The sequence below is a fragment of the Bacillus cereus group sp. N24 genome, from assembly GCF_016483345.1.
Taxonomy (GTDB): domain Bacteria; phylum Bacillota; class Bacilli; order Bacillales; family Bacillaceae_G; genus Bacillus_A; species Bacillus_A toyonensis.
The window spans coordinates 196,179-221,275 of the sequence record NZ_JAEHCA010000006.1; the positions used below are offsets into that span (position 1 = coordinate 196,179).

Consider the following 25,097-nt stretch of genomic DNA (forward strand, 5'->3'; position numbering starts at 1 on the left):
AATTAAATCCATTACGGAAGGAGGAGTTAATATGGGTTATGGCGGTAGTTGTGGTGGAGGCTGTGGTTTCGGTGGCGGATTCGCCCTACTTGTTGTACTCTTTATTTTATTAATCATCGTTGGAGCTAGCTGTTGGGGCGGCGGATTCGGCTGCTAAGGAGAGGCACTCTTGAGAGTGTCTTTTTTTTTATGTTCTACATACATATTACTTCATATAGTAATTTCCCAGCACTAAAGGCTACTTTCACAATGAAGTGCACCCCCATTGTATTGTTTGTTTCATATTTATTGTTATTTTCCCTCTCAAAAATTGCACATTTTAAAATTGACATAGCATTTCATTCACCATATACTGTTAACAACAGTATACTGTTATTAACAGTAACATAATCTATTTTAGGGGGTCTATTTATGAAACATACAGGAAGACATACAGGGGCATTCCTTTTATTATTTCTAGCCGAGGGGGATCACTATGGCGGGCAACTATTGCAAAAGTGTGAAGAAGAACTTCCGGTCAATCCAATCGATAGTGCCATCCTATACCGCACACTAAAGAAATTAGAAAACGAAGGTGCGATTGCATCTTATGTAAGTACAGCTCATCAAGATAAACCGAGAAAGATGTACAAAATTACCCTTGCTGGAAAGGAGCAATTAGCAGATTTTCAAATGGATATTGAAGAAAAAATGAAGAACTTATCCTTTTTCCTAGACAAATATAAAGACTTAAAGGAATCCGATCATGATTAACGGTATGATCCTTTACACTTTAGCCATTGTCCTTACGGGAATTTCTTTTATGAAAGATCGTAATAAAACGAAAGATGCTCTATTTAAGTCATGGAAAATGTTTCGAAATCTTCTACCTGCCATGCTTTCCATCATGCTTTTCGTTGGCTTATCACTTTCCATATTAACGCCGTCCTTCATCTCTTCCATCATTGGAGAGCAGTCTGGATTGTTAGGTATTATTTATTCTGCAATCCTCGGTTCTGTGGCACTCATCCCAAGCTTTGTCGTATTCCCTCTTGGAAATACATTAGTTCAACATGGTGCAGGTCTTCCTCAAGTTGCGGCACTTATGTCTACACTCATGTCAGTAGGGCTTACAACTATGCCGATGGAACAAAAGATATTTGGGCGAAGCTTCGCTTACGCACGTAATGCATCTGCTCTGCTCATGTCTCTCCTATTCTCCTATATTATTTGGGTGGTGATGGTATGAACGAATTAAAAAGATATCGCTTCTTTTTCATTTTACTACTGGGGCTCTTTGTATTAACTTTTATAAATCAATCTTTAGGCAAGGCGGCATTACAACTAACAGGGAATAGCATTTTAGATATGCTGTTTCTCCTTCCTCCTGTCCTACTATTTGTAGGATTACTTGATCAATGGGTGAAGAAAGAAACGTTAATGAAATATATGGGCGAAAAATCGGGCATATATGGTATCTTATTCTCTCTATTATTAGGCGGAATTGCAGCTGGCCCCCTCTACGTCGCCTTTCCAATTGCCGCATTACTTTTGAAAAAAGGGGCGAGCATTAAATACATCGTATTTTTCTTAGGCGTTTGGACAACTGCAAAATTACCAATTATCGTATATGAATTTTCTTCATTTGGAGCTACTTTCACACTTATTCACATTTGCTTCGGTCTAGTATTCTTTTATGTAATGGGACTTATTTTTGAGAAGTTTTATGATCAGGGGCAGTTGTTGCGGTATGACGTTACGGAGGAAATGTAAGGTTAACACCCATTGGATAACAGATGCAGAAGATCGAACTGTCATTGTAAAAAAAGAGAAACCAACATTAACAACTTGTTACCCCTTTAACTACATCGGTGATGCCCCAGATCGCTATATTATTGAAGCATCTTTAATTTCTACTAGCTCCAAAGAGGTGTCACCTTATAACTATGTGACACCTCTTTTTTACTTTAGAAACATTACCATAATCTTAATTCGATACAGTATAATAAATGTATAATACAGAAAATTCCATATTTTGTTTTATAATATTTTTAGAGGTGATTATCTTGAGTAAAAACGTGAATTTACTTCTTCAAATAGTAATTGGAATTACCATTATGATCGCACCTATTCTCATTACAGGGACTATGTATGATGTCACTAAAACGATGGGTGACTTATTAGTTGCAGAACTTATTATAAGAACACTTTCCCTCATTATTGGACTTTTAGTTATTAGTAAAGCTTTACATCGTTGTTCTCAATAGTTCTTCTTACTAAAAAACAGATAATACATACACCACATTTCCCTCGGCTGTTTGAACTATTATTACGAAAGAAATATAAAAAGACATCTTTAATCGTAAAGATGTCTTTTTATATAAAACTTAATTTTCGTTCTGTAAAACCCCCTTTACTTCTACTCCCTTTTTCTCTTCTTCTAAGAATAGCGATACGATAAAAGCGACAACAATAAAGATTAATCCAAGTGCAAATGCACCTTGGAACCCTGACGTTAAACCGTTTAACTTCTCCACTGGGTCCATTGGGTTTGCAGAGCTTTCCATATACTTAGTTGTTCCTGAAGACATTTTCGATATAAATATAGCTGTACCAATTGCGCCAGCTACTTGCTGTAACGTATTAAACAACGCTGTTCCGTGCGGATATAGATCTGGTGTTAATTGATTTAAGCCGTATGTTTGTGCTGTCATGACAAACATAAGTCCAACCATTAATACGCTATGCATGACAATAATTTGTAACATTGATGTGTCAGGCGTAATGTCTTTAAATAAGAACATTGCAATCCCTACTAACACAATGCCAGGAACGATAATAACTTTCGGACTAAATTTATCAAATAGTTTACCCGCGATTGGTCCCATTATGGCGCTAATAATACTTCCTGGAAGCATGATGATTCCTGATTTAAAGGCTGTAACGAGTAAAACTGTTTGCAGGAACATCGGTAATAAAGTCATCGTTGAAAATAACGACATCATCACAATGACGATTAATCCAACTGATAATGTAAACATCGGGACTTTAAATGCTCGTAATTCTAAAATTGGATTCTCAATTTTCAATTGTCGAACGACAAAAATACATAATGAGATAAGCCCAACAATTAAAGTGCCATACACTTTCGCATCGGACCATCCTAAATCACCCGATGCACTAAAGCTATACACAAGCCCACCAAATCCTAATGTCGATAAAAGGATAGATGGATAATCTACTTTTGGCCTTGTTAACTCTGAAACATTTTGAATGTACTTCATCCCAATCATAATTGAGATGATTACGATAGGAATAACAATATAGAATAACCAGCGCCAATTCAGTGAGTCAACGATTACTCCAGATAATGTAGGACCAATTGCCGGAGCAGACATCATCACAAGTGCGATTAATCCCATTGTGGCACCACGTTTTTCAGGCGGACAAATGATTAAAATCGTATTCATTAATAACGGTGAAATTAACCCCGTCGCTACAGCTTGGACGATACGGCCGACTAATAAAACGGAAAATGTCGGTGCGAATCCCGCAATTAATGTACCGACTAAAAATGTTACCATAGCGATCAAAAACATCTGTCTCGTTGTGAGCCATTGCTGAAGTAATGCTGTAATTGGGACTAAAACCCCAACCACCAACATGTAAGCTGTAGAAAGCCATTGAATCGTTGAAGCTGTTACGTCAAATTCTTTCATTAATACCGTTAATGCATTACCAAGTAACGTTTCGTTTAATAATGCAACCATTGCCCCTAGAAGTAATGCAATTAAAATGGGGGTATGTTTCATATTAGAAGTATCAACTTTGCCACTTGCAGGGCTCTTAGTTGTCATATTCATTTGCAGATTCTCCTCCTGTTTCTTACTAAAAAAACTTTAAATACACCAGAACACATGTAATATAATATGCATATGTAGATTAAAAAGGGAGAATCAATTTTCAGCCATTGTATACTTAATCTACAAAAAAGGAGAATTGTAGATGAACGATAATGAAAAACAACTTGATTTACGTATTAGACGTACACATAAATTACTGTGGGATTCCTTATTTGAATTAATGACGCAATCAAAGCAAAAATATAGTTCCATCACCATTAACCAAATATGTGATCGTGCGATGGTACATCGAACAACCTTTTACAAACATTTTGAAGATAAAGATGCTTTATTAGCATTTGGATTTAAACGATATGGCAAGATGATTGCTGAAATACCTCTTTTAGATCGATTAAGTAAACCATTTCAAGTGATGGAACAATTCCTTCACCATGAAGAAATCGGTAAAATATTAGAGATACAAATGTCTGATGAACAATTCACTAGCCGCATGCATTATTTAAGCCACGAAACAAGAAAACAAGAAACAGAAGCGCTAAATCGCCTTTGCAAAAATCATACGATGCCACACGATTTAATAACGGAATTTTATTCAGGAGTAATCACCGCATTAAGTTCGTGGTGGTTTCAAAATGAAAGAAAAGTTTCTGCAGCAGACATGGATAGGCACTTCCACCAACTCATTAATCGGGATATTTTTCAGTTTGAAAAGGAATAACTTCAGCATCAAAAAACGCCCATGTGAAAGAGGCTATTGTATAAACCGATTGGACCGGGTTATACAATAGCCTCTTTCCTATAGAGAAAAAACCGTCGATAAATTTTTATTTAAAATATTCAGAATTAATACTAAAATAAACAATAGAGTTGCGAATATCACAAATTATACATAACGAGGGAATAGAAATGAGAACTCAATTAAAAGCAGATTTAATGCTACTACTAGTTACATTTTTTTGGGGTGCATCCATCCTACTTACAAAGCTTGGACTTGATGGCATAGAAGAATATAATTTAATCACATTACGATTTATTATCGCTTTTCTTTTATCAGGTTTAATATTTTACAAACATTTATTTAAGATCGATTTTAAAACTGTAAAATATGCTTTCATATTAGCTTCTGTTTTATTTATCGTTTACATTTTCGCGACTTTCGGTACAAAGTATACAAGCGTTTCTAATGCTGGTTTCTTACTATGTCTCACAGTCATTTTCATTCCAATATTATCAGCTATATTTTTAAAACACATTCCCGAAAAGAAAGTTATATTAGGAATTTTGTTAACGATAATAGGAATCGGCTTATTAACATTAACTAGTGAATTCAAGATCGGGAACGGTGATATATTTTGCATACTGTCTGCCTTATTTTATGCGGTTCACGTTATCATTACTGGAAGCGTAACGAAACATGTGAATTCAATTGCACTTGGAGTCATACAACTCGGTTTTGTAGGCCTATTTAGTCTTATTTTTTCATTCATTATAGAAACACCAAAACTTCCTAGCACGATCGATTCATGGCTCATTATATTAGCCTTAAGCATATTTTGCACCGCAGTCGCTTTCATTGTGCAAGTAATCGCCCAGCAATACACTACACCTACACATACAGGACTAATTTTTTCATTAGAACCTGTCTTCTCCGCCGGTTTTGCTTTCGTTTTCACAGGTGAAACACTGACAGGAAAAGGGTATTTAGGGGCTACGCTTATATTAGTAAGTGTGTTGATTGCTGAGTTGGATTTTAAAGGTTTGCTAAAGGTAAATTACAAGAAAAATATGGAATAGATATTTTACCAAAATAAATAACTACACATCCACATTAAGAGGATCCGTTTGTATTATTCTCTTAATCTAAGTGTACTTCTAAGTGAATATCTGTCCCTCAGAAGAATATTCAGGTGACTGAAGCATACTGTGCTATGCCTTTTATTCAGCGACAGGAATTTTATTTCCTGTTGCTGATATTAGTTTAGAATAAATTTTGATTAATAATAATGCCCCCCCCCATTTTTTAGAAAACAATTCTAATTCATCAAAAGCTGATAATTAATAATAATTTATAGTCCAATAAATCCCACTTACGTAAACAAAAAAACGTCAGATCTACAGGAGAAATTTTCAAAGATTATCACCCTTAGTTTAACAGTAACTTTTATCAACAAACGGATGCATTAGTAAATAGGATATGTGGATGAAATGCTTTATACAATTGATGAACATGGTATGTGAATATTTTCTTACTATTGGAGGGATTTCCTAATGGTTGATGATATACAACAACTTATTCAAGAACATAGACAATTTTTCCATCATGATCATACAAGAAGTCTTCAATTTCGGCTTAAACAGTTAGAAAAGCTAAAAAATTCTATTCAAAAATATGAAAGTCAAGTACTGAGCGCATTATATCAAGATTTACACAAAAGCGAGTTTGAAGCATACGCTGCAGAAGTTGGTTTCGCATTTAACAGTATCAATTTTATAATGAAATATCTAAAACAGTGGATGAAACCTCAAAAAGTAAAAACCCCTATTCATTTTGCACCATCCAAAAGCTACATAATAAAAGAGCCATATGGTACCGTGCTAATTATTGGGCCTTTTAATTATCCATTTCAATCATTAATTGAACCTCTCATTGGGGCAATTGCAGCAGGAAATTGTGTAGTTCTCAAGCCTTCAGAAAATGCACCAAATGTTTCAGCTGTAATGAACAAAATAATAAGTGAAACGTTTGATAAGCAATACATTCGTGTAATTGAAGGAGACAGGGAAATAACTTCTTTATTGATTCATGCACCTTTTGACCACATCTTTTTTACTGGTAGCGTTCAAGTTGGAAAAATTGTCATGGAAGCTGCGGCGAAAAATCTTGTACCAGTAACATTAGAACTTGGTGGAAAAGGCCCCGCTATTGTCGATGAAACCGCTAACCTCGATATAGCAGCCAAGCGCATTACCTGGGGAAAGTTCATAAATGCTGGCCAATCCTGTATTGCACCTGATTATGTTATTGCACACAAATCTATCAAAGTAAAACTGATTTCGAAAATGAAAGAAATCATTACAAACTTTTATGGATTAGATGTATTAAAAAGCAATGATTATGGTCGAATTGTTAATGAGAGACAATTCGATAGACTTCTTTCTATATTAGAGCAAGACAAAAATTATATAGTATTTGGTGGAAATTCATCTAGAAGCCATTTATATATTGAACCAACACTTCTTGAAGTAAAATCATGGGATGATGCAGCTATGAAAGAAGAAATTTTCGGGCCAATTTTACCAATTATGGATTACAATGATTTAGATGAAGTCATTCATACGATTAACACCCATCCCAAACCGTTAGCTTTGTATGTGTTTACTGAAAACAAAAATGTTGAAAAGCAGGTATTAGGACGAATTTCTTTTGGAGGGGGATGCGTCAACGATACAATGTCACATATGGCTAATCTCCACCTACCTTTTGGCGGAGTAGGAACTGCAGGATTTGGCTCCTATCATGGGAAACATAGTTTTGATGCTTTTACACATCGTAAAAGCATTTTAAAGAAAAGCTCAAGGATAGATTTAGGGTTTTTATTTCCACCGTATAGGAACAAAATTAATATTTTGCGAAAGATTTTTAAGTAATACGATTTGTTAAACATTCATGTTGATATTAAAGAAGAAATAATAAAGGGAATCCAGTAGAATGGACTCCCTTTACCTTGTAATAACCTAATCTATTTTTAGCGATGGTTCTCCCTGCTTTAAACAGGATAGGGATACGCGTTAACAATGTTCTAGCTTATACAAATATGCATGAAGTGCTTTATTTTATCTTTGCACCAGAACCGCTAAAGAAAATGAAAATAATCTACACATTTCCCGTCTTAAGATCTGTATTTCCTCCAATTATTAAACGAACAATCTTCCCTTTCTCTTTTCCTTTCATAATTGAAGCCGCTTCTACTCCGTTCTTCAAAACACAAGCTTCTCCCTCCCACTAATTCACCCTCTCCACAAACCGCCCAAACTCCTTCAAAAATCTCAGCTTAAAACTCCCCACAGGTCCATTCCGATGCTTCGCCACATGAATTTCCGTCATCTCTTTCTGCATCGTTTCCTTATCGTAATAATCCTCTCGATACATAAGCATAATGACATCCGCATCTTGCTCAATTTGTCCCGTCTCTCTTAAATCGGATAAAAGGGGACGCTTATCTTGACGCGACTCTACAGAACGAGATAATTGCGACAACGCCACTACACAAACATTTAAATCACGCGCTAACAACTTGAGCTTACGTGAAATTTCACTGATCTCCTGAAATCGATTGCCCTTATGCTTTGGATCTCCCGTAATAAGCTGCAAATAATCTACAATGACTAAAAGCTTCTTATCACCATGCTTCCGCTTTAACTTACGAGTTTGCATCCAAATATCTTGCACCGTAACACCTGCATGATCATAAATCTCAAGTGGTAACTCACCAATCTCCGCAAACGCCTTACTCACCTTTTCCCAGTCTTCCATCGCAAAACGGTGCTTCGGATTTTTCAGCCTACCACCTGACACTTCACCTACGCAAGAAGCCATTCTTTTTAACAATTGCTTACTACTCATCTCTAACGAAAACAATCCAACCGCCGCTCCAGACTTCGCCGCATGCAGTCCAACATTTAACGCAAACGCAGTCTTTCCCATAGAAGGGCGCGCACCAAGGACAATGAAATCACCTTCCTGCAATCCGCACGTCATTTTATTTAGCGATATATAACCAGTCTCAATACCAGTATTCTCTTTCGTATCTTGATGAAGCTCTTCATACAAACCAACTAACGCATCCTTCAAATCAAACTCACATACGCAGTCCTTTTCCTCTAACTCACAAAGTGCCGTAATCGTCTCACCAATAACTTTCTCATTCTTCTCCGCAATAAGACGCTCTCCCATCTTGTGCCCGAGAACACCTGCCTGATACATTTTCCAGGCACCTCGAACAAGCCCCTCATAATAAGAGAAGTTACTAGTCGCAGGCACACCATCCATTAATCCTATAAAATACTCCATTCCCCCGATCCCCTTCAAAAAATTCGGATCTACTCTAGAAATGAACGTCACAAGATCAATCGGTTGCCCCTCCTCTTCCATTTTTCGCATTAACTGAAATATAGACTTGTGCACGGGCATAGAAAAATAGTGCTCCGTCAAACGGCACTCCTTAATAAGCTCTCCATCAAGTAATAGAGAACCTAGCACCGTCTTTTCCGCCTCTACATTTTGAATACTCATGGCCGCCACCCGCGTTCCGCTAAAAAGCGCTGCAACTCTTCCTCTGACGGCGTATTCTTCTCCCACTCCTCACACTTCGCCAAAAAATTCTCCGTCTCTCCGCTACTAACAGACGACTCCTTCTTTCGAAACCTTTCCGTATCCGCCTCAACCTCAGACACTTTCGTAAATCCTTTCCCGTGCCACCCCCGCAAAATCCCCTTCACATAAGCCATCTTCCGGTTTTTATTCTCATACGAAATTTGAAGAGCCTTCAGCACAAGCTCCTCTGACAAATCATTCATCCACGCATTCAATTCCTCTACCGTATACGGAGACAAACTACCAAAATGTTGCTCATAAAACGTGAACACCTTACTTCCCGTTTCCTCCTCTATAACCTCTTCTTCCACTGTTTCCTCGCAAACTGGATCAACATCATCCATAGTCATATCACTAGGCATACCGAAATGTGCTAAAAGCATCGGAACATTCAGCTCCTCCTCTACGCACTTCTGCAAAAACATATGTACAAACTCCTTATTCTTCACACCCTTCAGCTCACGGAGCACACATTTCTCCACATTTGTATTCGTCACAGGATTATAACGAAGCCAATTTAAAATGAATAACTCCCGCGTCTCCGCATCATAAAGGATCTTTCCATAATCAATGAAGCGCTGCAAGAGCTTATCAACAGTCTCCCGGTTATAACCCGTCTCCATCTCAGCTAACCGCTTCGGAAAAGGAAAAATCCCACACTGCGTCGTCTTCGAACAAGTTAACAAATAAATATAAAAATACCGCTCCTCCGGCGTCAAATCCAAAACAAAATCATCCTGCCAAAAATTCACCTGCACATTACGATACACCGCCATCCTAATTCCTCCCGTCTCCATTCAAAAATGAAAAATCCCTCTTTGTACTATATATAGGAAGGAGGTCTGGGTTTTTGGCGTGTTATTTCAAAATTTTTTTTGAATACTACTACTACTACGGTGTTTGTTGGTGTTGGTGTTTTTGTTTTGTTGTGTTTTTTCTTAGTGATTTATTACTTGGTAGGGGCTTGGGAGGGGTATGGAAGGGGCTAGTTATCGGTTACTTCGATTAGGAAGGCTCGATCTGAGAAGCCACCTCTTTCTTCTACTTTCTTTTTGCGGATGTTGTTGATTTCTTTTAGTGTTGTGCCTTCGTGTTCGGCTAGGGGGTTTATTAGTTTTAGGAGGTTGGATAGTTCTTCTAGTTTATCAGGTTTTGTTTTTGCTTCGATGTATTCTGTTAGTTCTTCTTGTGTTTTTTTGCAGAGTTCCTCTATGTATTCATCTTCGTTTAGGATTCTTGTTGTGGGTGTTTTTTCGTTAGCTTTTATTATTTGTGGTATTTTGTTTTGGGTTAGTTTGTTGTAGGTTGGCATGGGGATTTCCCTCCATTGGTTTTTCTTCTATTATAATGGAAAAGCAGTTTAACTAGGTGTTAAACTGCTGCATTGCTACTTTTATATAGTTTTCTTCTTCAGTTGTGAAGAGGGTTGGGAATTCGGATAATGACAATCATACATATGATGAAAAAGAAATAGATTACTTCAAAGAACTTATGTCCCAAAATGCCAAAAATCTAGCCATTACACACTTGATATCATAGTATAAAATATAATTAACCCCAAATTCACCATAATTAAATTAGTAATTCCGCATCAGCATAATATTTAATTCGTCCTCTTGTTTTATCTTTACTGATTTTATATGTTTCAATAAAAAATGTTTCAGGCTTCTTCAAGCCTACAATCACCAAAGGTACCGTCAATTGAGTATTTAAAGGCATTAAGTGCTCAATGTACTTTTCATACGTTCCAATTGCAGAGTCAAATCCTCCCGAATCTCTTAATTCATTGGTTGCAGAAATGATAATCCCTATTTTAGTTTGTACAGCTTTTTCAACATGATTTAATTCGCTTGCAATAACTGGTTTCATTAAATTCCATGCAATCGTCCCACTATGATTGAAAGCAACTTCTACAGAAATAATATCTTTAGCAAAGTCTAAACGCCATGCTTTATTTTTATATCTCTTATCCTTAAAAATATAACTTTCACTTTTCCATCCAAAAGTAGCTAATTGTTCCTTAATTAATTGATTAATTGCCTTTGATAAACTTTTGTTTGAATCAATATATTTTTGTCTATGAACTTGTAAGAGCATTTCATCTGTAATATTAGAAAGAGCTTTCTGAATTTCTAGCCAGGTGTTTGTAAATTCTGGGTTCGTTTCAAGTATATTTTGACCATGTCGATGTGAGTATACTATAAAATTCATTTGAAACCTCCTATGAAAATATAATTATATAGTACCATTTTCATAAAGAGGAGTGAATCTACATAAGGCTTATTTATACTATTCCATGTAATTCTGCTCCTTTTCCAATTTTCCACAAAATACCATTAGGATTATTGGTAACTAGCGAGATATTTATTCATAGTTTAGAAACCCATTTTGATTCCACAATTATTTTTGTCTACATTTTATCTCCCATAAAACCAAACATTGTGATTCTTACACAAAATATATCGGTTCATAAAATACCTAAAAATTAATTTATACTCTTAACAATAAATAGAGAAGGAACAGAGTACATTTATACACTCTGTCCCTTCTCTATTTTTTAAAACCAACTCAACTGCACAAAGTCTTTCATTTTTTCTTCTTCCTGGTTAATTTCTAAAATTCTCTCACCCATTCGTTCCACCAAGTCAACCACTAAAGCATTCCCCATACAAAAGTATCTATTTCTTTGTGGCATACCTGTATTTGTCCAGTCCATCGGGAAGCCATTTAACAATTCACATTCAACTGGTGTTAAATATCTTAGTCTTTTTGTATAAGGATCTTCGATTACATGTGAACTCCTATTACATGTTCCTTCACTTGTTAACATTGTACGTCCAGGCTTATTTAAATCATCCGGGAAAGCCATTCCTCCCTCAGAATAGAAATATTTATGCCCCGTCGCCTTTGATACTCTTTCTTCTTTTTTAGGACCCTTAAGGTACTTAAGTTCCTCAAATTCCGTTCTTCCCTTTTTGTTAACCTTATCCATTTTCAAATAATATGATTCATCTGCAGGACCAAATTTATCATATACTTTTTGAACAACTTCACCTAAAGTCTCTGGACTTTCAGTTACTGGAACTAATTCTTCCGTATATACTTGTCCATCCATCATTACGCCCGAATTATAGTATTCAGCTTTAAATGTATCAGAAACCTCAATAATATCGACCGGCAACTCAAATTGCCCTCTTTTTTTGTTTTCCTCAGGCGCTTCATGCACTTTAAAAATCGGAGCGAAGAATCCATTTTCACACAATATCTCTAAAGGCTTCATTTTACTTTGAACAGATGTGAAATGAGATTCTTTTAAATACGCAAAAATAAATACTCTTCGTCTTCTTTGAGAATTTCCATAATCAGCAGCGTTAATAACTCTCCATTCCACTACATATCCTGCGTCTCTAAAGCTCGCCAGCATAATAGAAAAATCACGACCTCTTTGTTTTGCTGGTGATTTTAATAATCTATCTACATTCTCTAACAAAACAAATCTTGGCTTGCGAGAATTAACTATGTTCATTATCTCCCAAAAAAGAACACCTTTTTTTCCTTGTATTCCTTTTTCATTTGATAAAGTACGTGCTACAGAATAGTCTTGACAAGGGAATCCACCTACTAATAAATCATGCTCAGGTATTTCCGGCCAAGCTTCTGCTATGTCTCTATTTACATGTATTCCTTTATTTTCAAAGCGAGTTGCATAACAATTAAATGCATGTTGTGCTTTAGTTGAGGGCTCCCACTGGTTTCCCCAAAGAACTTCAAAGTTTTCGTTTGCTTCTAGTCCTAATCTAAAACCTCCTACTCCCGCGAAAAGTTCTACTACTTTCACCATAAATACACGAACATCCTTTCGGTATTTTATTTATCTATGCTTCATTATAATAAAAAGTGAGGAAAAGATCAACTATAACATTTTAGGAATCATATTTTTACAGTTCCTTTTTGACTTGTAACCGTTAAGAAAATAATTCGTTACTATATCAATAGTATAAACGAAACAAATCGCCTTGAATAAATCCAATATAACTGTTATTTAATAGAACAAACTGACTTTTCCTTCTTATAAATTTTACTTGTATAAAATTGAAACAGCTTTTTATTATAGCATAAATTTAATATGTATTGTTTAAAATCATACAACGCAGCACTGGATACAGAAAGGAGTTTATTATGGACTATACTACAATAGAAGAACTAATGAAAAAAGCACATGAAGCTGAAGGAAAAACATTTGGTGAAATTGATTCCACTAACCGACTTGCAAATGCTAAATCGAAAGGTGGACTAGGGCAAGTAATCGAAGAAAGCTTTTTTGGATATGAAGTCAATTCAAACGCAGAAGCTGACTTTAAACACCTTGGTATTGAACTTAAAGTAACTGCATTTAAACAAAATAAAAACGGTTCATTATCTGCCAAAGAGCGGCTAGTCTTAAATATTATCAACTATATGGAAGAAGTTCATACACACTTTGAAACCTCAAGCTTTTGGAAGAAAAACGAAAAGCTACTATTAATGTTCTATGAATGGGTACCTGGTGTAGACCGTAAAGATTTTCACATTACAAAAAGCCTTTTATTCACCTATCCCGAAGCTGATTTAGAAATAATTAGACAAGACTGGAAAACCATCGTAAATAAAATTCGTGCCGGCAAAGCACATGAATTATCTGAAGGTGATACAAACTATTTAGGAGCTTGCACTAAGGGTTCCAATAAAAATTCACTTCGCTCACAACCGTATTCTGAAATTCCAGCAATGCAAAGAGCTTTTTCGTTAAAGCCTTCTTATATGACAGCACTAGTTCGCAGGTATCACCTAAACGAAGAACTAATAAGTTTTACAACAACAAATGAACTAAAAGGAAAATCTTTAGAAGAAATCCTTTATTCAAAATTTGAAAATTACATAGGCTTAACTGATCAAGAAATCGCTCAAAAATTATCTATTGATTACAAACCTACAACCAAAAGCTTTGTTCCATTATTAGTAAGCTCTTTACTTGGTATTAAAGGAACTCGACTCGATAAAATTGAAGAGTTTGCGAAAGCTAATATAGAATTCAAAACAATTCGTTTAGAACCAAACGGAAAACCTGAACAAAGCATGTCATTTGAAACGATTGATTTTCATCAATGGACAAACGAATCATGGGAAGAAAGCGAAATGCGAGAACGCTTCTATCAAACCAAATTTTTATTCGTAATTTTTGAATTTAGCCAAACAAAAAAAGAAAACCCAAACCGTAAACTCTACTTTAAAGGTATTAAACTTTGGAACATGCCTGCTCCTACAATAGAAAAAGAAATACGTGAACTATGGGAAGAAGTTAATAAAGTAATACATGAGGGTATTCAAATTGAATATAAAAAGCGTGGTGACAAAATCGTCGAAGCAAATAACCTACCAAAAATAAATTTCAACGGTGTCGCGCATATTAGACCAAAAGCCCGTAACGGTGCCGATAAAATAACTTTACCTGATGGCCAACATATTACAAAGCAGTGTTATTGGTTGAATAATTCTTATATCGCCCAAATCATTAACAAAACGAATAAATAATTATCTTTCTTATTAACAAAAATGGATTATATCTAGATAGTATATAAAAACTTACCTAGCTATAATCCATTTAATATATATCATTAAAATTAACTCATATTATATACAATATTTAATAATACTTCCATCTATGCAAAATCAGTTATTTCTTCATTTTCCCTTAAAATACTTCTGATAATCCTCTTCATTTTTAAATTCAATCTGCCCAACATCCATTCGGAATTTTCCATTCTCATACAATAGTGGTGAAGCCTCTGAATGGTCTTTTGAGTAACTTTCTACGTGTGAAATTTTCATCTCATTTGAATTGGTGAAATCAATATGAGCAATGCACACCCAATAAGCATGGTCATTTATTTCTAATAACGGTGCTGTTACAACGCTTCCCATATGATTATCGACAACAGCTTTAGCCTTCATAGAATAGAAACTACCTATTCCATTTCCGACAGCACTATATGCAGCAAATAAAACATATTTTAAAGCTTCTGGTCGATAAATACGAATTGTTTCTTTTCCTGGTTCTTGCGAATCACCGTCCAATACAATATACGGCGATACTTTAGACGAACCTAGATTTTTATAATAAACCTTTCCTATCTCTCCATTCGTTGTTACGTAAAAACAATATAAGTCTAAATCTTTATTTGTTTCCCACTCTAAAGTAGCTGTTACCATTTTAGATTTTTGTATATTTATAGATTGTTTTTTCTTCAATTCAACCTTCACTGCATTAATAGCTTTTTGTACTGGAGGCGGAGTAGGAACTATTTTCTTCTCTATAGGAGGAGCTGTTTGTTTTTCGTCATCTGCGATTTCTATTCCAAAACTTGTACATAATGCAGCTAACCCACCAAAATAGCCAGCTCCAATAGGATTGAACTTCCATCCTCCTCCATGTCGATATAGCTCTCCAACAATAATGGCACTTTCATCTGTAAATGGATATGTAATAGGAAAATGAATAATTTCTAAACCTGATTGTGCGTTACTTATTTTCAATTGAATATGGGAAACATCTCGTAACGCCTGTTTCTTCTCTTCCGCATTATGAATTGTAATCGAAAATACAATCTTTTGTACCTCATCTTTTATATGAGTAAAATTTATCGAAAATCTTTGTTTACTTCCATTTGTTTCATTTTGATTCAATTGAACAGATCGACAACTAGAATAAGGTTGTCCATAGAAAACGAAATCTTCTTCTTTAGTAATTTTCCCATTAAACCCTACTAAAAAAGCTGATGCATCTACATCCATATTCATCGGGGCATTCCAAGTTAAATCTACCAGTAAACCTCTAATCTCCGGATGATTATTAGTGACGTCTATCTTTTGTCCCCTTACTAAAGTATGTATCATCATAATTCCCCCGTCCTATACCTTTAATGTTCTATCATTCAGTCCAATTATACTCCCCTTTAGATTTCCCTTTCTATCTTAAATATGAAACCATAATAATGAATTATCATTATAAAAGGAAAAATCTATATAAAAACTTATTGAATCAACTAATCTCTATTTAAAATTCTAAATAAATATACTAAGAATGATGTCAATATTTCATGAGTACAGGTGGCTAAAATTACTTATCAACTCTAGCTCCACCAACCATTCCCCCATACCAACCACTACTCTCCTCCAAAAACCCCCTCGTCTCTCCACTATCCTTATAATAAGAATTCCAACCCCGCTCCCTCAAAATCCCCTTCCAACTATCACTCTCCACCATCCTCTTAATAACACCATCCCAATAAGCAACCTCTTCCTCCGTCATATCTTTCGGGCCCATGATCCCTTTCCAGTGCTGGAAGATGACGTCGATGCCTTGTTCTTTCCAAGTTGGGATTTCTGGTAGTCGGTCTAGTCGTTTTGGAGCGGATACGGCTAGGATTTTTATTTTGCCGGCTTTGTATTGTTTTTCGGCTTCGGATAGGGTCATGGTTGCGGCGTTGATTTGTTTGTTCGTTAGGGCGTTTATAATTTTTTCTTTGTTCTCATAGACGAAGAATTCTAGTTCGGCAGGGTTTATGCCGAAGGCTTTGCTTACTTGTACGAAGGATAGGTGATCGTCGTTTCCTAGGCCCGGGGCAACGCCGATTTTGAAGTTTTTCTTGTCTTGTTTTAGTTGTTCCATGAGTTCGTTTGCATTTTCTATGTTTGATTCTTTTGATACGACAACGACTTCCCAGTCCGATGCGAGTGTTGCGAGCGGGGTGAAGTCTTTATATGTTAGTTTACTGTGGCCTAGTAGGTTGTTCGTTATGAGTAAGCTTGAGTTAATCGCCAGTACGTGACCGCCTTTTTGTTTCGTATATTTCCATCCGACATCACCGCTGCCACCTACTTTGTTTGTGACTGTGATTGGTTTTGTGAAGATTTTTTCTTCTGTCAGCGTTTTTTGCATCGCTCGTGCAGTTAAGTCCCAACCTGCTCCTTGAACGTTTGGCGCAACGATTTCTACTTTGTCGATGTTCACTGTATTCGTTTGAGATTTTTCCGAGGAACAACCAGCTATTACTCCTGCCATAAGCCATATATATAGTAATAATCGTTTTTTCATAGTCCTCGTCCTATTCGATACTTTCGTTCTGGTCGTCCGATAATGCCGTATGTGTATTCTACTGTGCATTCGCCGGTCGCTACTAAGTATTCTAAATATCTTCTTGCGGTTGTTCTGGAAGCTCCCATTTGTTCTCCCATTTCTTCTATTGTAATTCCCTCTTCGAATCCTTTTATAATTCCTTTCACTTTTTGTAGCGTTAACGGATCAACACCAGTCGGTAAGTTTTTCATATCTTGTATTTGCGAAGTGCCGAAGAAGTTATCGATGAGTGCTTGATTTACTTCATTATTACTATGTAATAGTTGCTTCTTTCTTTTATAGTCTTCAATTGTGCGAACGAATTTTTCTAATGTGACCGGTTTTATAAGGTAGTTACTTACGCCATTTCGAATTGCTTTTTCTAGCATATAGTTTTCATTCGCCGCCGTTACCATAATGACGTCAACGTTTGGAAAGTCAGCATGAATTTGTGGTAATAAGTCGGTTCCAATTCCATCTGGTAAGTAATTATCTAATAGAAGCAAATCGATTTCTTCCTTTTGTAGTAGTTCTATCGTTTCTTTCGCGTCCAATGCTTTTCCAATCACTTTTACGTCCTTTATTTTTAATAAAAACTCCTCTTGAATTTGCGCGACGCGGAAATCATCTTCTGCAATTGCAACCTTCAACATATGCCCATCCCCCTGTTTGTTATGTACTTTCTCTCAATGTTTTCGGAAGGTAAATTGTAAAAATAGCTCCCCCATTTTTCTCGTTTTGAATTTCAATTGTTCCTTCTAGTAGATCTACCATTTCTTTCACGTTTGCTAGTCCGTAACCACGATCAGTTCCTTTCGTTGAAAATCCTTTTTGAAAAATGGTCGTTATTTTTTCTGCCGGTATCCCTATCCCGCTATCTATCACTTCAAACACAATATCGTGCCCAATATCCGTAACAAAGAAGGAAACATTCTTTTCCTCTCGTTCGCTCACCGCATCAAATGCATTATCGATTATGTTTCCAAGAATCGTAATAAGATGCGACACTTTTATATGTTCTGGTAATGGACGAAGCGCACTATCTCCTTCAATATGAAAATCAATTTTCTTCTCAGACGCTGTTGCGAGTTTTCCTAATAAAATAGCTTGTACTTTCGCATCATGAATTTGATGAAATAAAATATGATTTTGGCTTTGATGAATAGTAGATTCTTGCTGAATGAATTCAATTGCTTCTTTGTAATGCCCTAACTGCAATAAGCCGGATAAGACGAAGAGCTTATTTGTAAATTCATGCGTTTGAGCACGTAAGTCCTCTGAATACTTTCTCACCTCAGATATTGTGTTCACAAGGTTTTGCAGTTCTGTTTTATCTCTAAAACTACATACAACTCCTACCGTACTGTTGTTTTCAAGTATCGGTGTCATGTTTAAAATAAACACTTTATCTTGAAATGCGATTTCTTGATCGGTTTCTAGCACTCTTTCCATATTAAAATCCGGTAAAACTTTTGAAATGTGTTGCTGCATATAATCATCATTTACATGAAGCATTTCTTCTGCCGAGGTGTTCATCATCGTAATAAAACCGTTTTGATCAATGGCGATGATTCCTTCTTTTATAGATAGTAGTATCGCACTTCGTTCCCGGTATAACGCTGCGATTTCATTGGGCTCTAAACCGAGTGTATCTTTACGAATGCTACGTGCTAAAAGAATGCCACCAACAATTCCGGCTAATAATACCGCTAAGGAAAAGAGGATAATTTCTTTCGTTCTGCTCAATATGTTAGATTCAATACCTTGTATTAAAAACTCTACTGTCACAACGCCTACAACTTGATCGTAGTCTCCGTTATGAACAATAATAGGTGCCTTTGCCATTAAAGCAGGACCACTTACACCATTTCCTTCAAGCGTATAGTACCCTCCAAAAGTGAGTGCTTCATAGTTATATGGATTGTTACTCTTTGTCCCAATCAATTCCGAATTAGAATGGGAATACATAAACCCATAGCGATCTTCCACAATTACATAATCTGCACCAGCTTGCTCACGAACTTGTTCCGCAATAGATTGAATGGTACTTTTATGGTCGTTATATTGAAAGGCCTCTTTTATAGCTGGCATAAAAGAAAGCGACTTCGCCGTTTGCAGTGCTAGCTGCTCCACTTGGCGCTTCGTATCAACGGACTGAATGTAAACAAATATTCCCGCTAATAGGAGAACGACAAATAAAATTAACGTAATAATTAAGCTTACTATTTTCGTTTGTAATGATACTTTGCGTGATTTCTTCATATTTCATATCCTTTGATAAAATATTCAAAACTATCAATCTCCTTTTTCTATTATTATGACAAAACTGAAAATGAAGCAACTATTAAAAATATCCATGTTCATAAAGTACAAAAAGAATAAAATTGCCATAATATTGAGATTTTAATTCATGAACAGTACAATTCAACTATATTGAACGCGCTTTCATAAATATCATTTTATTTATAAGCAAGAGGAGGAATTAGTATGGCTCAAGCAAAATCTAACCGAGTCGCCGGTAATATTTTCAAAGGTTCTGTCGGCAATTTAATTGAATGGTACGACTGGTACGTTTACTCTGCTTTCGCTGTTTATTTTTCAGCAGAGTTCTTTCCTAAAGGAGATCCAACGAGTCAGTTACTGAACACAGCAGCTATTTTCGCAGTTGGATTTTTAATGCGCCCTATCGGCAGTTTGCTAATGGGACGTTATGCGGATCGTCACGGACGCCGGGCAGCATTAACGCTTTCGATTACGGTTATGGCCGGTGGTTCTTTAATTATTGCCTGTACACCGAGTTACGAAAGTATCGGTATTATGGCACCAATTATTTTAGTTCTTGCTCGTTTACTGCAAGGATTATCACTTGGCGGAGAGTACGGAACTTCCGCAACGTATTTATCTGAAATGGCTAGTAGTGGTCGCCGTGGTTTTTATTCAAGTTTTCAATATGTAACGCTCGTTGCTGGACAGATGGTTGCGTTAGGCGTTCAAATTGTTCTTCAGCAATTACTAAGCGAACCAGATATGAAAGCTTGGGGATGGCGCATTCCGTTCATTATTGGAGCGATGGGTGCAGTAGCTGTATTATGGCTTCGCCGCACAATGGATGAATCGGAGCAATTCTCAAGCATAAAATCACAAAAACGCGAAAGCGCAGGAACCATTAGCGCTCTTATGAAACATCCGAAAGCAGTATTAACAGTAGTCGGTCTAACACTAGGAGGCACTGTTGCATTTTATACGTACACAACATATTTACAAAAGTTCATGGTAAATACAGTCGGTCTTCCGAAAGAAGTTGTAAGCTGGATTAACTTTGTCGCACTACTTATATTCGTCGTACTTCAACCAATTGCGGGGCTACTATCCGATAAAATTGGACGCCGCCCACTATTAATGGCTTTCGGTATTCTTGGAACGTTACTAACAGCGCCGATCTTCTTCTTCATGGAAAAAACGACAGAACCAATCGTAGCATTTTTACTCATGATGGTCGGTCTTATTATCGTTACTGGTTACACATCAATTAACGCAATTGTAAAAGCAGAACTCTTCCCAACTGAAATTCGCGCACTCGGCGTAGGTTTACCATATGCACTAACAGTTGCGATATTCGGCGGAACAGCTGAGTTCATCGCATTATGGCTAAAGAGTATCGGAATGGAATCACTATTCTATTTCTACGTAGCTGGATGTATCGCAATCAGCTTTATTACGTATTGGCGTATGGATGAGTCATCGAAGACTTCGCAGATTGAGGCGGAGCTTGGTGGCGGGGATACACTAGCTAATAATAAGTCTAGTTAAAATTATGTATTCTATGTTCTTCGTTTATCTGAACTCGATTTACTTTATCTAAGAAAGCATAATTCATTAATATATAATTTAAAAACCTTCGGATATTGGTTCTATAAACAAAGATATGGCGATGTTGCAAGAAATCCTTAATCATAATACACCACAAATTACACTTAAATACATTGGTATCAATAAAGAAGAAAAGGATAATATCCTTGATACATTTCTCCTTTAATTTCTTTTTAAAAATATATATCAACCTATTAAAAAGCAAATAAAAGAAGACTAAAAAGCAAATATTAGTCTTCTTTTTCAATTAAAATATTAAAAGCAAAAAAACTTTAATACAAATTCAAACCCATAAATAAAATTTAATTATTTTTCTTACATTATTCTTTTAACATACTTAAAAACTCACTAAAATTATCTGCAACTTCACTAGTTACCGGATTCAACTCTTCTGATTCTTCATGATACCATACCACAACAGATGGTATTTCTTTTTCTCTAAAATCTAAACAAAGAAAATCACCTGCGAATAAAACAGCAAACGGAATAACATTTATCCCTGTTAAATCTTCATCATCCGTTAAACGAGTATCGATATCAGATAATACAACCTCTATATCATACCAACCATTTTCATCATCATCTTCTGGGTCCTCCAACAAACATAAGAAACGTTCAATTAAAAGTTCGTTTTTTTCATGTAAAAAAACATTAGTAATTGGAATAGAGCCATTATATTTTTTCAAAAAATCTATAAAATCATTTGGTAATTTTATCTCACAATATTCCTCAAATGATTCAATTAATTCATCATTTGGTGATTGAAGTTCACTACCATTTTTAATCTTCATTTTAATTCCTCCATTTCTTTACCTACCTTTAGATCTATAAGACCAATGTCCTTCACTCCGCTCACCTTTATGAAATATGCTATTATGTATTCCAAATGGTACTAATTCCATTTTACCTGGCATCTAACCATTTAAATTATTGTTTGTCACTTGCCAACCACATTTCCTCTGGTAACTCATCCGATTTAATAATTAAATCACCTTTCTTAAAATTAGGATATTGTGTACCTAATTTCATAGGAACATCAGGTATTAAACCTTTCTCAATAGCAACCTACTTAATAATAGCTTTTGGGGGAGCTGTTAATTTTTCTCCATTTCCACGGACTATTAGAATTTACTACTGCATCATTATATTCTAATTCAAAATTGAGATATTTTCCTTCTACAACACCATCTAAAATCTTTATATATTCATCCACTTCATATAAATTTTCTATAAAATCAGATACAATAGCAATCTCTTCCTATAAACGAATTCTTAATCTACTAAATGGATCACACCAAAATTCATGTGAACTATCTCTCCACCCATCATTATATCTAAATACCTTTAGATTCTTTTGCAATGACTATTGCTGATAATTATTTAGGAAAAAAGACTTTAAAACCTGAGATAATGGAGAAATATGAAATAATAGATAGAGCTGACTTCTTATAGAAGTCAGCTCTATCTATTATTTCAATTTTTTCCTTTTTTAAATTCTTTTTGTTTATCTTGCCAAATATGAATTAAATCTACTAATTCAATCGTTTCTATCTCACAAAAATCTCCCTTACCATCTTCAGCCAAATTGTCTAGGACAGTAGTTGTATCTTTCCGAATTTCTAAACCACAAATGTTTCCATTTACTACTACGTAATTTTCTTTCCCATTTAAAACACTATGTATTTCTTCTAAAATCCAATCTCCAAACGCAGAAACTTCAACGCCTAAAAAAGTCTCCATAAGTTTAATTTCTTGAGGAAGCCTCATAACTAGTTTTCCATTGGTAAGTACTTCAAAGCTATATGGATATTTCATTACTATTGTACTCCTTTATACTAAAGATAAAATTTATTCCGCTGGGAAAGCAGAGATAATTTTCCCATTCCCATCTATATACATGCTAATCCTTATACCCTCTAAACCTATTCCAGAATATGTGTTACCAAATTCATACGTTCTATTATTATATGCTTCATTTATATTATCTACAATCTTTTGTGGGCTCCAATCTTTAGGGAAAAATGTAGAGAATCCTCTATTTCCAGTTTTAGGGATTCTATTCACTTCTACCCTAGCTTTATAAATGCCTTGATCATTTAATATCTCTTCTGTTCCGCTAATTATTTTTCCAGGTGTATTCTCCAATACTTCAGTATGATAACCCATTGCGTCACCACGCCAATTTATTTCACCCTCTAGGATATGTTTGAGTGTATTTGGTCTAAATTTTTCTGTATGTTGTAAATTAGATATAATTTCCCTATTAGAAAGTGAAGATCTATGATTTTCATTAACAAAATTACTCCCACCAGAATTACTTTCACCTCTAGCAAACTGATAGGTCGACAGCTTTTCTTCAGCTTTTTTAAAATCAGGCGTATCAAATCTAAATCGCAAACTATTTCCACCAGCAAGAGCAAAACGATCTCCCAATTGTAAATTACTTGTAATATGTGAAATAGCTTGCGGAATCTTATTTTTTGCTAGTTTGGTCACTTTACCCGCTTGCCCTAATTTACTTGCTTTACTTAATCCTTTATCACCAATAAGTCCTAATCCAACTTGTGTTAAAGCATAACTTCCCCACTTTGCCCGACTTTCTGCATCTCCATTTATTACATCATTAATAAATGAATCCGACAATGCATTATACATGGTACTAAGGGTATCAATAGGGTGCAAAGCAGCGTTCCCCATGTTTTCCCATGTTTCCCAATCTCCTAAAGCTTTTATTCCGTCTATTGTATCGCTAACTGCTTGTCCCGTACCATCTACAATACCGTCCCAAATTTTTTCACCAGTAGATTTTCCAGGTAGCTTACCACACATTTCACCTTCTTCAATTGAATCGGCAGCTTGTCGTGCCCTCTCTTCTGTAATCGCTTGAATTGAAGTTGTCCATTCCATATTCAACCCTTGTGTACTAAATGTACCACTTGCAGGACTAAAGCCTTTTCCACTTTGAACTTCCGCCAAACCCGTCGCAATACTAGCGGCTAGTTGGAGTACCGTATCATAATTACTACTAGAAGTATAATTAAATTCATATAGATGTTCTAATTTTTCTTGCAGTTTTTGCCTCATGACAGTAAAAAGATTTACCATAGCGTCCATACCTGGGATTGGCATAGTTTGATTGAGTGCTTCTGTACTTGCTATCATTCGGTCAATTTCCCGAATTTGTTCTAATATCTCTTGTTCAATTACATCAGTTGAAGCTACCTGTGACTGAAATTGACTTGGAAAAGCATTGTTTTGTCGGATTAGCTCTTCACATAAGCAAATGATTCCTTGCGCTAAAGGACGAAAGGTTTGTACAAAAAATGATTTTGCACTACTATATGTTTGCCCTTGTAAAACAGTATCAACTGCAAAAGTGTCAATCGACTGAATGGCTTGTTCCATACCTTGAATGGTAGCAGTACATACAGCATTCATGCTTTGAGTTTGGCTTTGTACTTCTCCTAAATACATATTTAAACTCATGCATTGACCTCCCTTGCTAATTGTTGTTGTTGATAGGAAAGGTCGTTTTCTAAATTACTAAGGTCTCGTCTTTCTTTAAGCAACGTTTCTTTTTTGTTTTCCAATTCAAATGTGACTTTTCTTTCAATATGTTGTGCATCTTGATATGTATTCATAAAAAACTGAGACATTTCTCTATCACCATGCCAAGTTCCTAAAATTCGATCAAACAAACGATGGCTTCGACCTCTCCATTCATAAAAATCTGCTTCCGCTTGCTCCTGAATGTGAATCGCGGATTGATTTCGGTCTTGTTCTTCAAATACACTTCGTAACTTTTGATTTACTTGATTAATTTGTTTTTCAATATCTTGACTCATCATATTCCTCC

25 protein-coding genes and 4 pseudogenes are annotated in these 25,097 nt (G+C 35.6%); 12 read left to right on the forward strand and 17 right to left on the reverse strand.

Annotated features, from left to right (window positions below):
- The first annotated feature begins 31 nt into the window (after positions 1-31).
- From JDS95_RS12170 to JDS95_RS12195, 6 genes and pseudogenes are all read left to right on the forward strand, one after another.
- Positions 32-157 (forward strand): YjcZ family sporulation protein, encoded by a 126-nt coding sequence (locus JDS95_RS12170; protein WP_000540377.1) that lies wholly within the window; start codon positions 32-34, stop codon positions 155-157.
- Between the two features lie 254 nt (positions 158-411).
- Entirely contained in the window at positions 412-753 is a 342-nt protein-coding gene (locus tag JDS95_RS12175) for a PadR family transcriptional regulator (RefSeq protein ID WP_000683174.1), read from the forward strand.
- Complete coding sequence (locus tag JDS95_RS12180; protein WP_000606976.1) at positions 746-1,228, forward strand: hypothetical protein; 483 nt, start codon at positions 746-748, stop codon at positions 1,226-1,228. The genes JDS95_RS12175 and JDS95_RS12180 overlap by 8 nt, the downstream gene beginning before the upstream one ends.
- Positions 1,225-1,752, forward strand: a complete 528-nt coding sequence (locus JDS95_RS12185; RefSeq protein WP_001004194.1) for a permease — start codon at positions 1,225-1,227, stop codon at positions 1,750-1,752. Before JDS95_RS12180 ends, JDS95_RS12185 begins: the two co-directional genes overlap by 4 nt.
- Positions 1,751-1,894: pseudogene (locus JDS95_RS12190) on the forward strand (sortase domain-containing protein); the annotation flags it as partial. The gene JDS95_RS12185 and the pseudogene JDS95_RS12190, both read left to right, overlap by 2 nt.
- A 151-nt stretch (positions 1,895-2,045) precedes the next feature.
- A complete protein-coding gene (locus JDS95_RS12195) occupies positions 2,046-2,246 on the forward strand; it encodes a hypothetical protein (protein ID WP_000042280.1) in 201 nt (66 codons plus the stop codon).
- A gap of 120 nt (positions 2,247-2,366) precedes the next feature.
- Here the strand turns inward: JDS95_RS12195 and JDS95_RS12200 are convergent, their stop codons facing one another.
- Positions 2,367-3,842, reverse strand: a complete 1,476-nt coding sequence (locus JDS95_RS12200; protein ID WP_199690524.1) for an MDR family MFS transporter — start codon at positions 3,840-3,842, stop codon at positions 2,367-2,369.
- A gap of 142 nt (positions 3,843-3,984) precedes the next feature.
- On the opposite strand from JDS95_RS12200, the gene JDS95_RS12205 reads away from it, so the two are divergent.
- The 3 genes from JDS95_RS12205 (at position 3,985) to JDS95_RS12215 (ending at position 7,490) form a co-directional block, all read left to right on the forward strand.
- Positions 3,985-4,560 carry a TetR/AcrR family transcriptional regulator gene (locus JDS95_RS12205; RefSeq protein ID WP_000999292.1) on the forward strand — a complete coding sequence of 192 codons (576 nt, stop codon included), beginning with the start codon at positions 3,985-3,987 and terminating at the stop codon, positions 4,558-4,560.
- Positions 4,561-4,748: 188 nt separating this feature from the next.
- Complete coding sequence (locus tag JDS95_RS12210; RefSeq protein ID WP_085450101.1) at positions 4,749-5,636, forward strand: DMT family transporter; 888 nt, start codon at positions 4,749-4,751, stop codon at positions 5,634-5,636.
- A 474-nt stretch (positions 5,637-6,110) separates the two neighbouring features.
- A complete protein-coding gene (locus tag JDS95_RS12215) occupies positions 6,111-7,490 on the forward strand; it encodes an aldehyde dehydrogenase (RefSeq protein WP_199690525.1) in 1,380 nt (459 codons plus the stop codon).
- A 355-nt stretch (positions 7,491-7,845) separates the two neighbouring features.
- Here the strand turns inward: JDS95_RS12215 and dnaB are convergent, their stop codons facing one another.
- The 6 genes and pseudogenes from dnaB to dcm form a co-directional block, all read right to left on the reverse strand.
- Entirely contained in the window at positions 7,846-9,135 is a 1,290-nt protein-coding gene (dnaB, locus tag JDS95_RS12220) for a replicative DNA helicase (RefSeq protein WP_000027316.1), read from the reverse strand.
- Positions 9,132-9,992: a DnaD domain-containing protein gene (locus JDS95_RS12225; RefSeq protein ID WP_199690526.1), complete on the reverse strand. Its 861-nt coding sequence runs from the start codon at positions 9,990-9,992 to the stop codon at positions 9,132-9,134. Before JDS95_RS12225 ends, dnaB begins: the two co-directional genes overlap by 4 nt.
- Positions 9,993-10,201: 209 nt before the next feature.
- Entirely contained in the window at positions 10,202-10,528 is a 327-nt protein-coding gene (locus JDS95_RS12230; protein ID WP_079519140.1) for a nucleoside triphosphate pyrophosphohydrolase, read from the reverse strand.
- A gap of 52 nt (positions 10,529-10,580) precedes the next feature.
- Positions 10,581-10,664, reverse strand: a pseudogene (locus tag JDS95_RS12235) (MerR family transcriptional regulator); the annotation flags it as partial.
- Positions 10,665-10,788: 124 nt separating this feature from the next.
- Complete coding sequence (locus JDS95_RS12240; protein WP_085450105.1) at positions 10,789-11,427, reverse strand: BglII/BstYI family type II restriction endonuclease; 639 nt, start codon at positions 11,425-11,427, stop codon at positions 10,789-10,791.
- Positions 11,428-11,773: 346 nt separating this feature from the next.
- Positions 11,774-13,057 (reverse strand): DNA (cytosine-5-)-methyltransferase, encoded by a 1,284-nt coding sequence (dcm, locus tag JDS95_RS12245; RefSeq protein ID WP_085450106.1) that lies wholly within the window; start codon positions 13,055-13,057, stop codon positions 11,774-11,776.
- Positions 13,058-13,395: 338 nt separating this feature from the next.
- Between dcm and JDS95_RS12250 the strand changes: the two genes are divergently transcribed.
- Entirely contained in the window at positions 13,396-14,787 is a 1,392-nt protein-coding gene (locus JDS95_RS12250; RefSeq protein WP_085450107.1) for a Sau3AI family type II restriction endonuclease, read from the forward strand.
- A gap of 150 nt (positions 14,788-14,937) precedes the next feature.
- On the opposite strand, the gene JDS95_RS12255 is transcribed toward JDS95_RS12250, so the two are convergent.
- The 4 genes from JDS95_RS12255 to JDS95_RS12270 all read right to left on the reverse strand — a co-directional run bounded on the left by JDS95_RS12255 (position 14,938) and on the right by JDS95_RS12270 (position 19,633).
- Positions 14,938-16,149, reverse strand: a complete 1,212-nt coding sequence (locus JDS95_RS12255; RefSeq protein WP_142389004.1) for a TerD family protein — start codon at positions 16,147-16,149, stop codon at positions 14,938-14,940.
- A gap of 223 nt (positions 16,150-16,372) precedes the next feature.
- Complete coding sequence (locus JDS95_RS12260; RefSeq protein WP_085450109.1) at positions 16,373-17,350, reverse strand: tripartite tricarboxylate transporter substrate binding protein; 978 nt, start codon at positions 17,348-17,350, stop codon at positions 16,373-16,375.
- On the reverse strand, positions 17,347-18,024 hold the full coding sequence (locus tag JDS95_RS12265; protein ID WP_000921501.1) for a response regulator: 678 nt from the start codon (positions 18,022-18,024) through the stop codon (positions 17,347-17,349). The genes JDS95_RS12260 and JDS95_RS12265 overlap by 4 nt, the downstream gene beginning before the upstream one ends.
- A 19-nt stretch (positions 18,025-18,043) precedes the next feature.
- Positions 18,044-19,633 (reverse strand): ATP-binding protein, encoded by a 1,590-nt coding sequence (locus tag JDS95_RS12270; protein ID WP_085450110.1) that lies wholly within the window; start codon positions 19,631-19,633, stop codon positions 18,044-18,046.
- Between the two features lie 225 nt (positions 19,634-19,858).
- Here JDS95_RS12270 and JDS95_RS12275 point away from each other — a divergent pair, with 225 nt between their 5' ends.
- Together JDS95_RS12275 and JDS95_RS12280 are read left to right on the forward strand one after the other, a co-directional pair.
- Positions 19,859-21,181, forward strand: coding sequence for an MFS transporter (locus tag JDS95_RS12275; RefSeq protein ID WP_085450111.1), 1,323 nt, complete (start codon positions 19,859-19,861; stop codon positions 21,179-21,181).
- An 84-nt stretch (positions 21,182-21,265) separates the two neighbouring features.
- Positions 21,266-21,407: pseudogene (locus JDS95_RS12280) on the forward strand (tyrosine-type recombinase/integrase); the annotation flags it as partial.
- Between the two features lie 154 nt (positions 21,408-21,561).
- Here the strand turns inward: JDS95_RS12280 and JDS95_RS12285 are convergent.
- From JDS95_RS12285 to JDS95_RS12300, 6 genes and pseudogenes are all read right to left on the reverse strand, one after another.
- On the reverse strand, positions 21,562-22,032 hold the full coding sequence (locus JDS95_RS12285) for an SMI1/KNR4 family protein (RefSeq protein ID WP_000694779.1): 471 nt from the start codon (positions 22,030-22,032) through the stop codon (positions 21,562-21,564).
- A gap of 18 nt (positions 22,033-22,050) precedes the next feature.
- Positions 22,051-22,155, reverse strand: coding sequence for an HNH endonuclease (locus tag JDS95_RS32000; RefSeq protein ID WP_368073510.1), 105 nt, complete (start codon positions 22,153-22,155; stop codon positions 22,051-22,053).
- A 215-nt stretch (positions 22,156-22,370) separates the two neighbouring features.
- A pseudogene (locus JDS95_RS31115) lies at positions 22,371-22,601 on the reverse strand (hypothetical protein); the annotation flags it as partial.
- Positions 22,602-22,714: 113 nt separating this feature from the next.
- A complete protein-coding gene (locus JDS95_RS12290; RefSeq protein WP_000877045.1) occupies positions 22,715-23,056 on the reverse strand; it encodes a type II toxin-antitoxin system toxin in 342 nt (113 codons plus the stop codon).
- Between the two features lie 33 nt (positions 23,057-23,089).
- Positions 23,090-24,727: a ribonuclease gene (locus JDS95_RS12295; RefSeq protein WP_085450113.1), complete on the reverse strand. Its 1,638-nt coding sequence runs from the start codon at positions 24,725-24,727 to the stop codon at positions 23,090-23,092.
- Positions 24,724-25,086, reverse strand: coding sequence for a DUF3958 family protein (locus tag JDS95_RS12300; RefSeq protein WP_000076124.1), 363 nt, complete (start codon positions 25,084-25,086; stop codon positions 24,724-24,726). Before JDS95_RS12300 ends, JDS95_RS12295 begins: the two co-directional genes overlap by 4 nt.
- Between the last annotated feature and the right edge of the window lie 11 nt (positions 25,087-25,097).

Excerpts from the sequence above, each read along its gene's own strand:
- JDS95_RS12170 (WP_000540377.1), top strand. The coding sequence starts at position 32 with ATGGGTTATGGCGGTAGTTGTGGTGGAGGCTGTGGTTTCGGTGGCGGA.
- JDS95_RS12175 (WP_000683174.1), top strand. The coding sequence starts at position 412 with ATGAAACATACAGGAAGACATACAGGGGCATTCCTTTTATTATTTCTA.
- JDS95_RS12180 (WP_000606976.1), top strand. The coding sequence starts at position 746 with ATGATTAACGGTATGATCCTTTACACTTTAGCCATTGTCCTTACGGGA.
- JDS95_RS12185 (WP_001004194.1), top strand. The coding sequence starts at position 1,225 with ATGAACGAATTAAAAAGATATCGCTTCTTTTTCATTTTACTACTGGGG.
- JDS95_RS12200 (WP_199690524.1), bottom strand. The coding sequence starts at position 3,842 with ATGAATATGACAACTAAGAGCCCTGCAAGTGGCAAAGTTGATACTTCT.
- JDS95_RS12205 (WP_000999292.1), top strand. The coding sequence starts at position 3,985 with ATGAACGATAATGAAAAACAACTTGATTTACGTATTAGACGTACACAT.
- JDS95_RS12210 (WP_085450101.1), top strand. The coding sequence starts at position 4,749 with ATGAGAACTCAATTAAAAGCAGATTTAATGCTACTACTAGTTACATTT.
- JDS95_RS12215 (WP_199690525.1), top strand. The coding sequence starts at position 6,111 with ATGGTTGATGATATACAACAACTTATTCAAGAACATAGACAATTTTTC.
- dnaB (WP_000027316.1), bottom strand. The coding sequence starts at position 9,135 with ATGAGTATTCAAAATGTAGAGGCGGAAAAGACGGTGCTAGGTTCTCTA.
- JDS95_RS12225 (WP_199690526.1), bottom strand. The coding sequence starts at position 9,992 with ATGGCGGTGTATCGTAATGTGCAGGTGAATTTTTGGCAGGATGATTTT.
- JDS95_RS12230 (WP_079519140.1), bottom strand. The coding sequence starts at position 10,528 with ATGCCAACCTACAACAAACTAACCCAAAACAAAATACCACAAATAATA.
- JDS95_RS12240 (WP_085450105.1), bottom strand. The coding sequence starts at position 11,427 with ATGAATTTTATAGTATACTCACATCGACATGGTCAAAATATACTTGAA.
- dcm (WP_085450106.1), bottom strand. The coding sequence starts at position 13,057 with ATGGTGAAAGTAGTAGAACTTTTCGCGGGAGTAGGAGGTTTTAGATTA.
- JDS95_RS12250 (WP_085450107.1), top strand. The coding sequence starts at position 13,396 with ATGGACTATACTACAATAGAAGAACTAATGAAAAAAGCACATGAAGCT.
- JDS95_RS12255 (WP_142389004.1), bottom strand. The coding sequence starts at position 16,149 with ATGATACATACTTTAGTAAGGGGACAAAAGATAGACGTCACTAATAAT.
- JDS95_RS12260 (WP_085450109.1), bottom strand. The coding sequence starts at position 17,350 with ATGAAAAAACGATTATTACTATATATATGGCTTATGGCAGGAGTAATA.
- JDS95_RS12265 (WP_000921501.1), bottom strand. The coding sequence starts at position 18,024 with ATGTTGAAGGTTGCAATTGCAGAAGATGATTTCCGCGTCGCGCAAATT.
- JDS95_RS12270 (WP_085450110.1), bottom strand. The coding sequence starts at position 19,633 with ATGAAGAAATCACGCAAAGTATCATTACAAACGAAAATAGTAAGCTTA.
- JDS95_RS12275 (WP_085450111.1), top strand. The coding sequence starts at position 19,859 with ATGGCTCAAGCAAAATCTAACCGAGTCGCCGGTAATATTTTCAAAGGT.
- JDS95_RS12285 (WP_000694779.1), bottom strand. The coding sequence starts at position 22,032 with ATGAAGATTAAAAATGGTAGTGAACTTCAATCACCAAATGATGAATTA.
- JDS95_RS32000 (WP_368073510.1), bottom strand. The coding sequence starts at position 22,155 with ATGCCAGGTAAAATGGAATTAGTACCATTTGGAATACATAATAGCATA.
- JDS95_RS12290 (WP_000877045.1), bottom strand. The coding sequence starts at position 23,056 with ATGAAATATCCATATAGCTTTGAAGTACTTACCAATGGAAAACTAGTT.
- JDS95_RS12295 (WP_085450113.1), bottom strand. The coding sequence starts at position 24,727 with ATGAGTTTAAATATGTATTTAGGAGAAGTACAAAGCCAAACTCAAAGC.
- JDS95_RS12300 (WP_000076124.1), bottom strand. The coding sequence starts at position 25,086 with ATGAGTCAAGATATTGAAAAACAAATTAATCAAGTAAATCAAAAGTTA.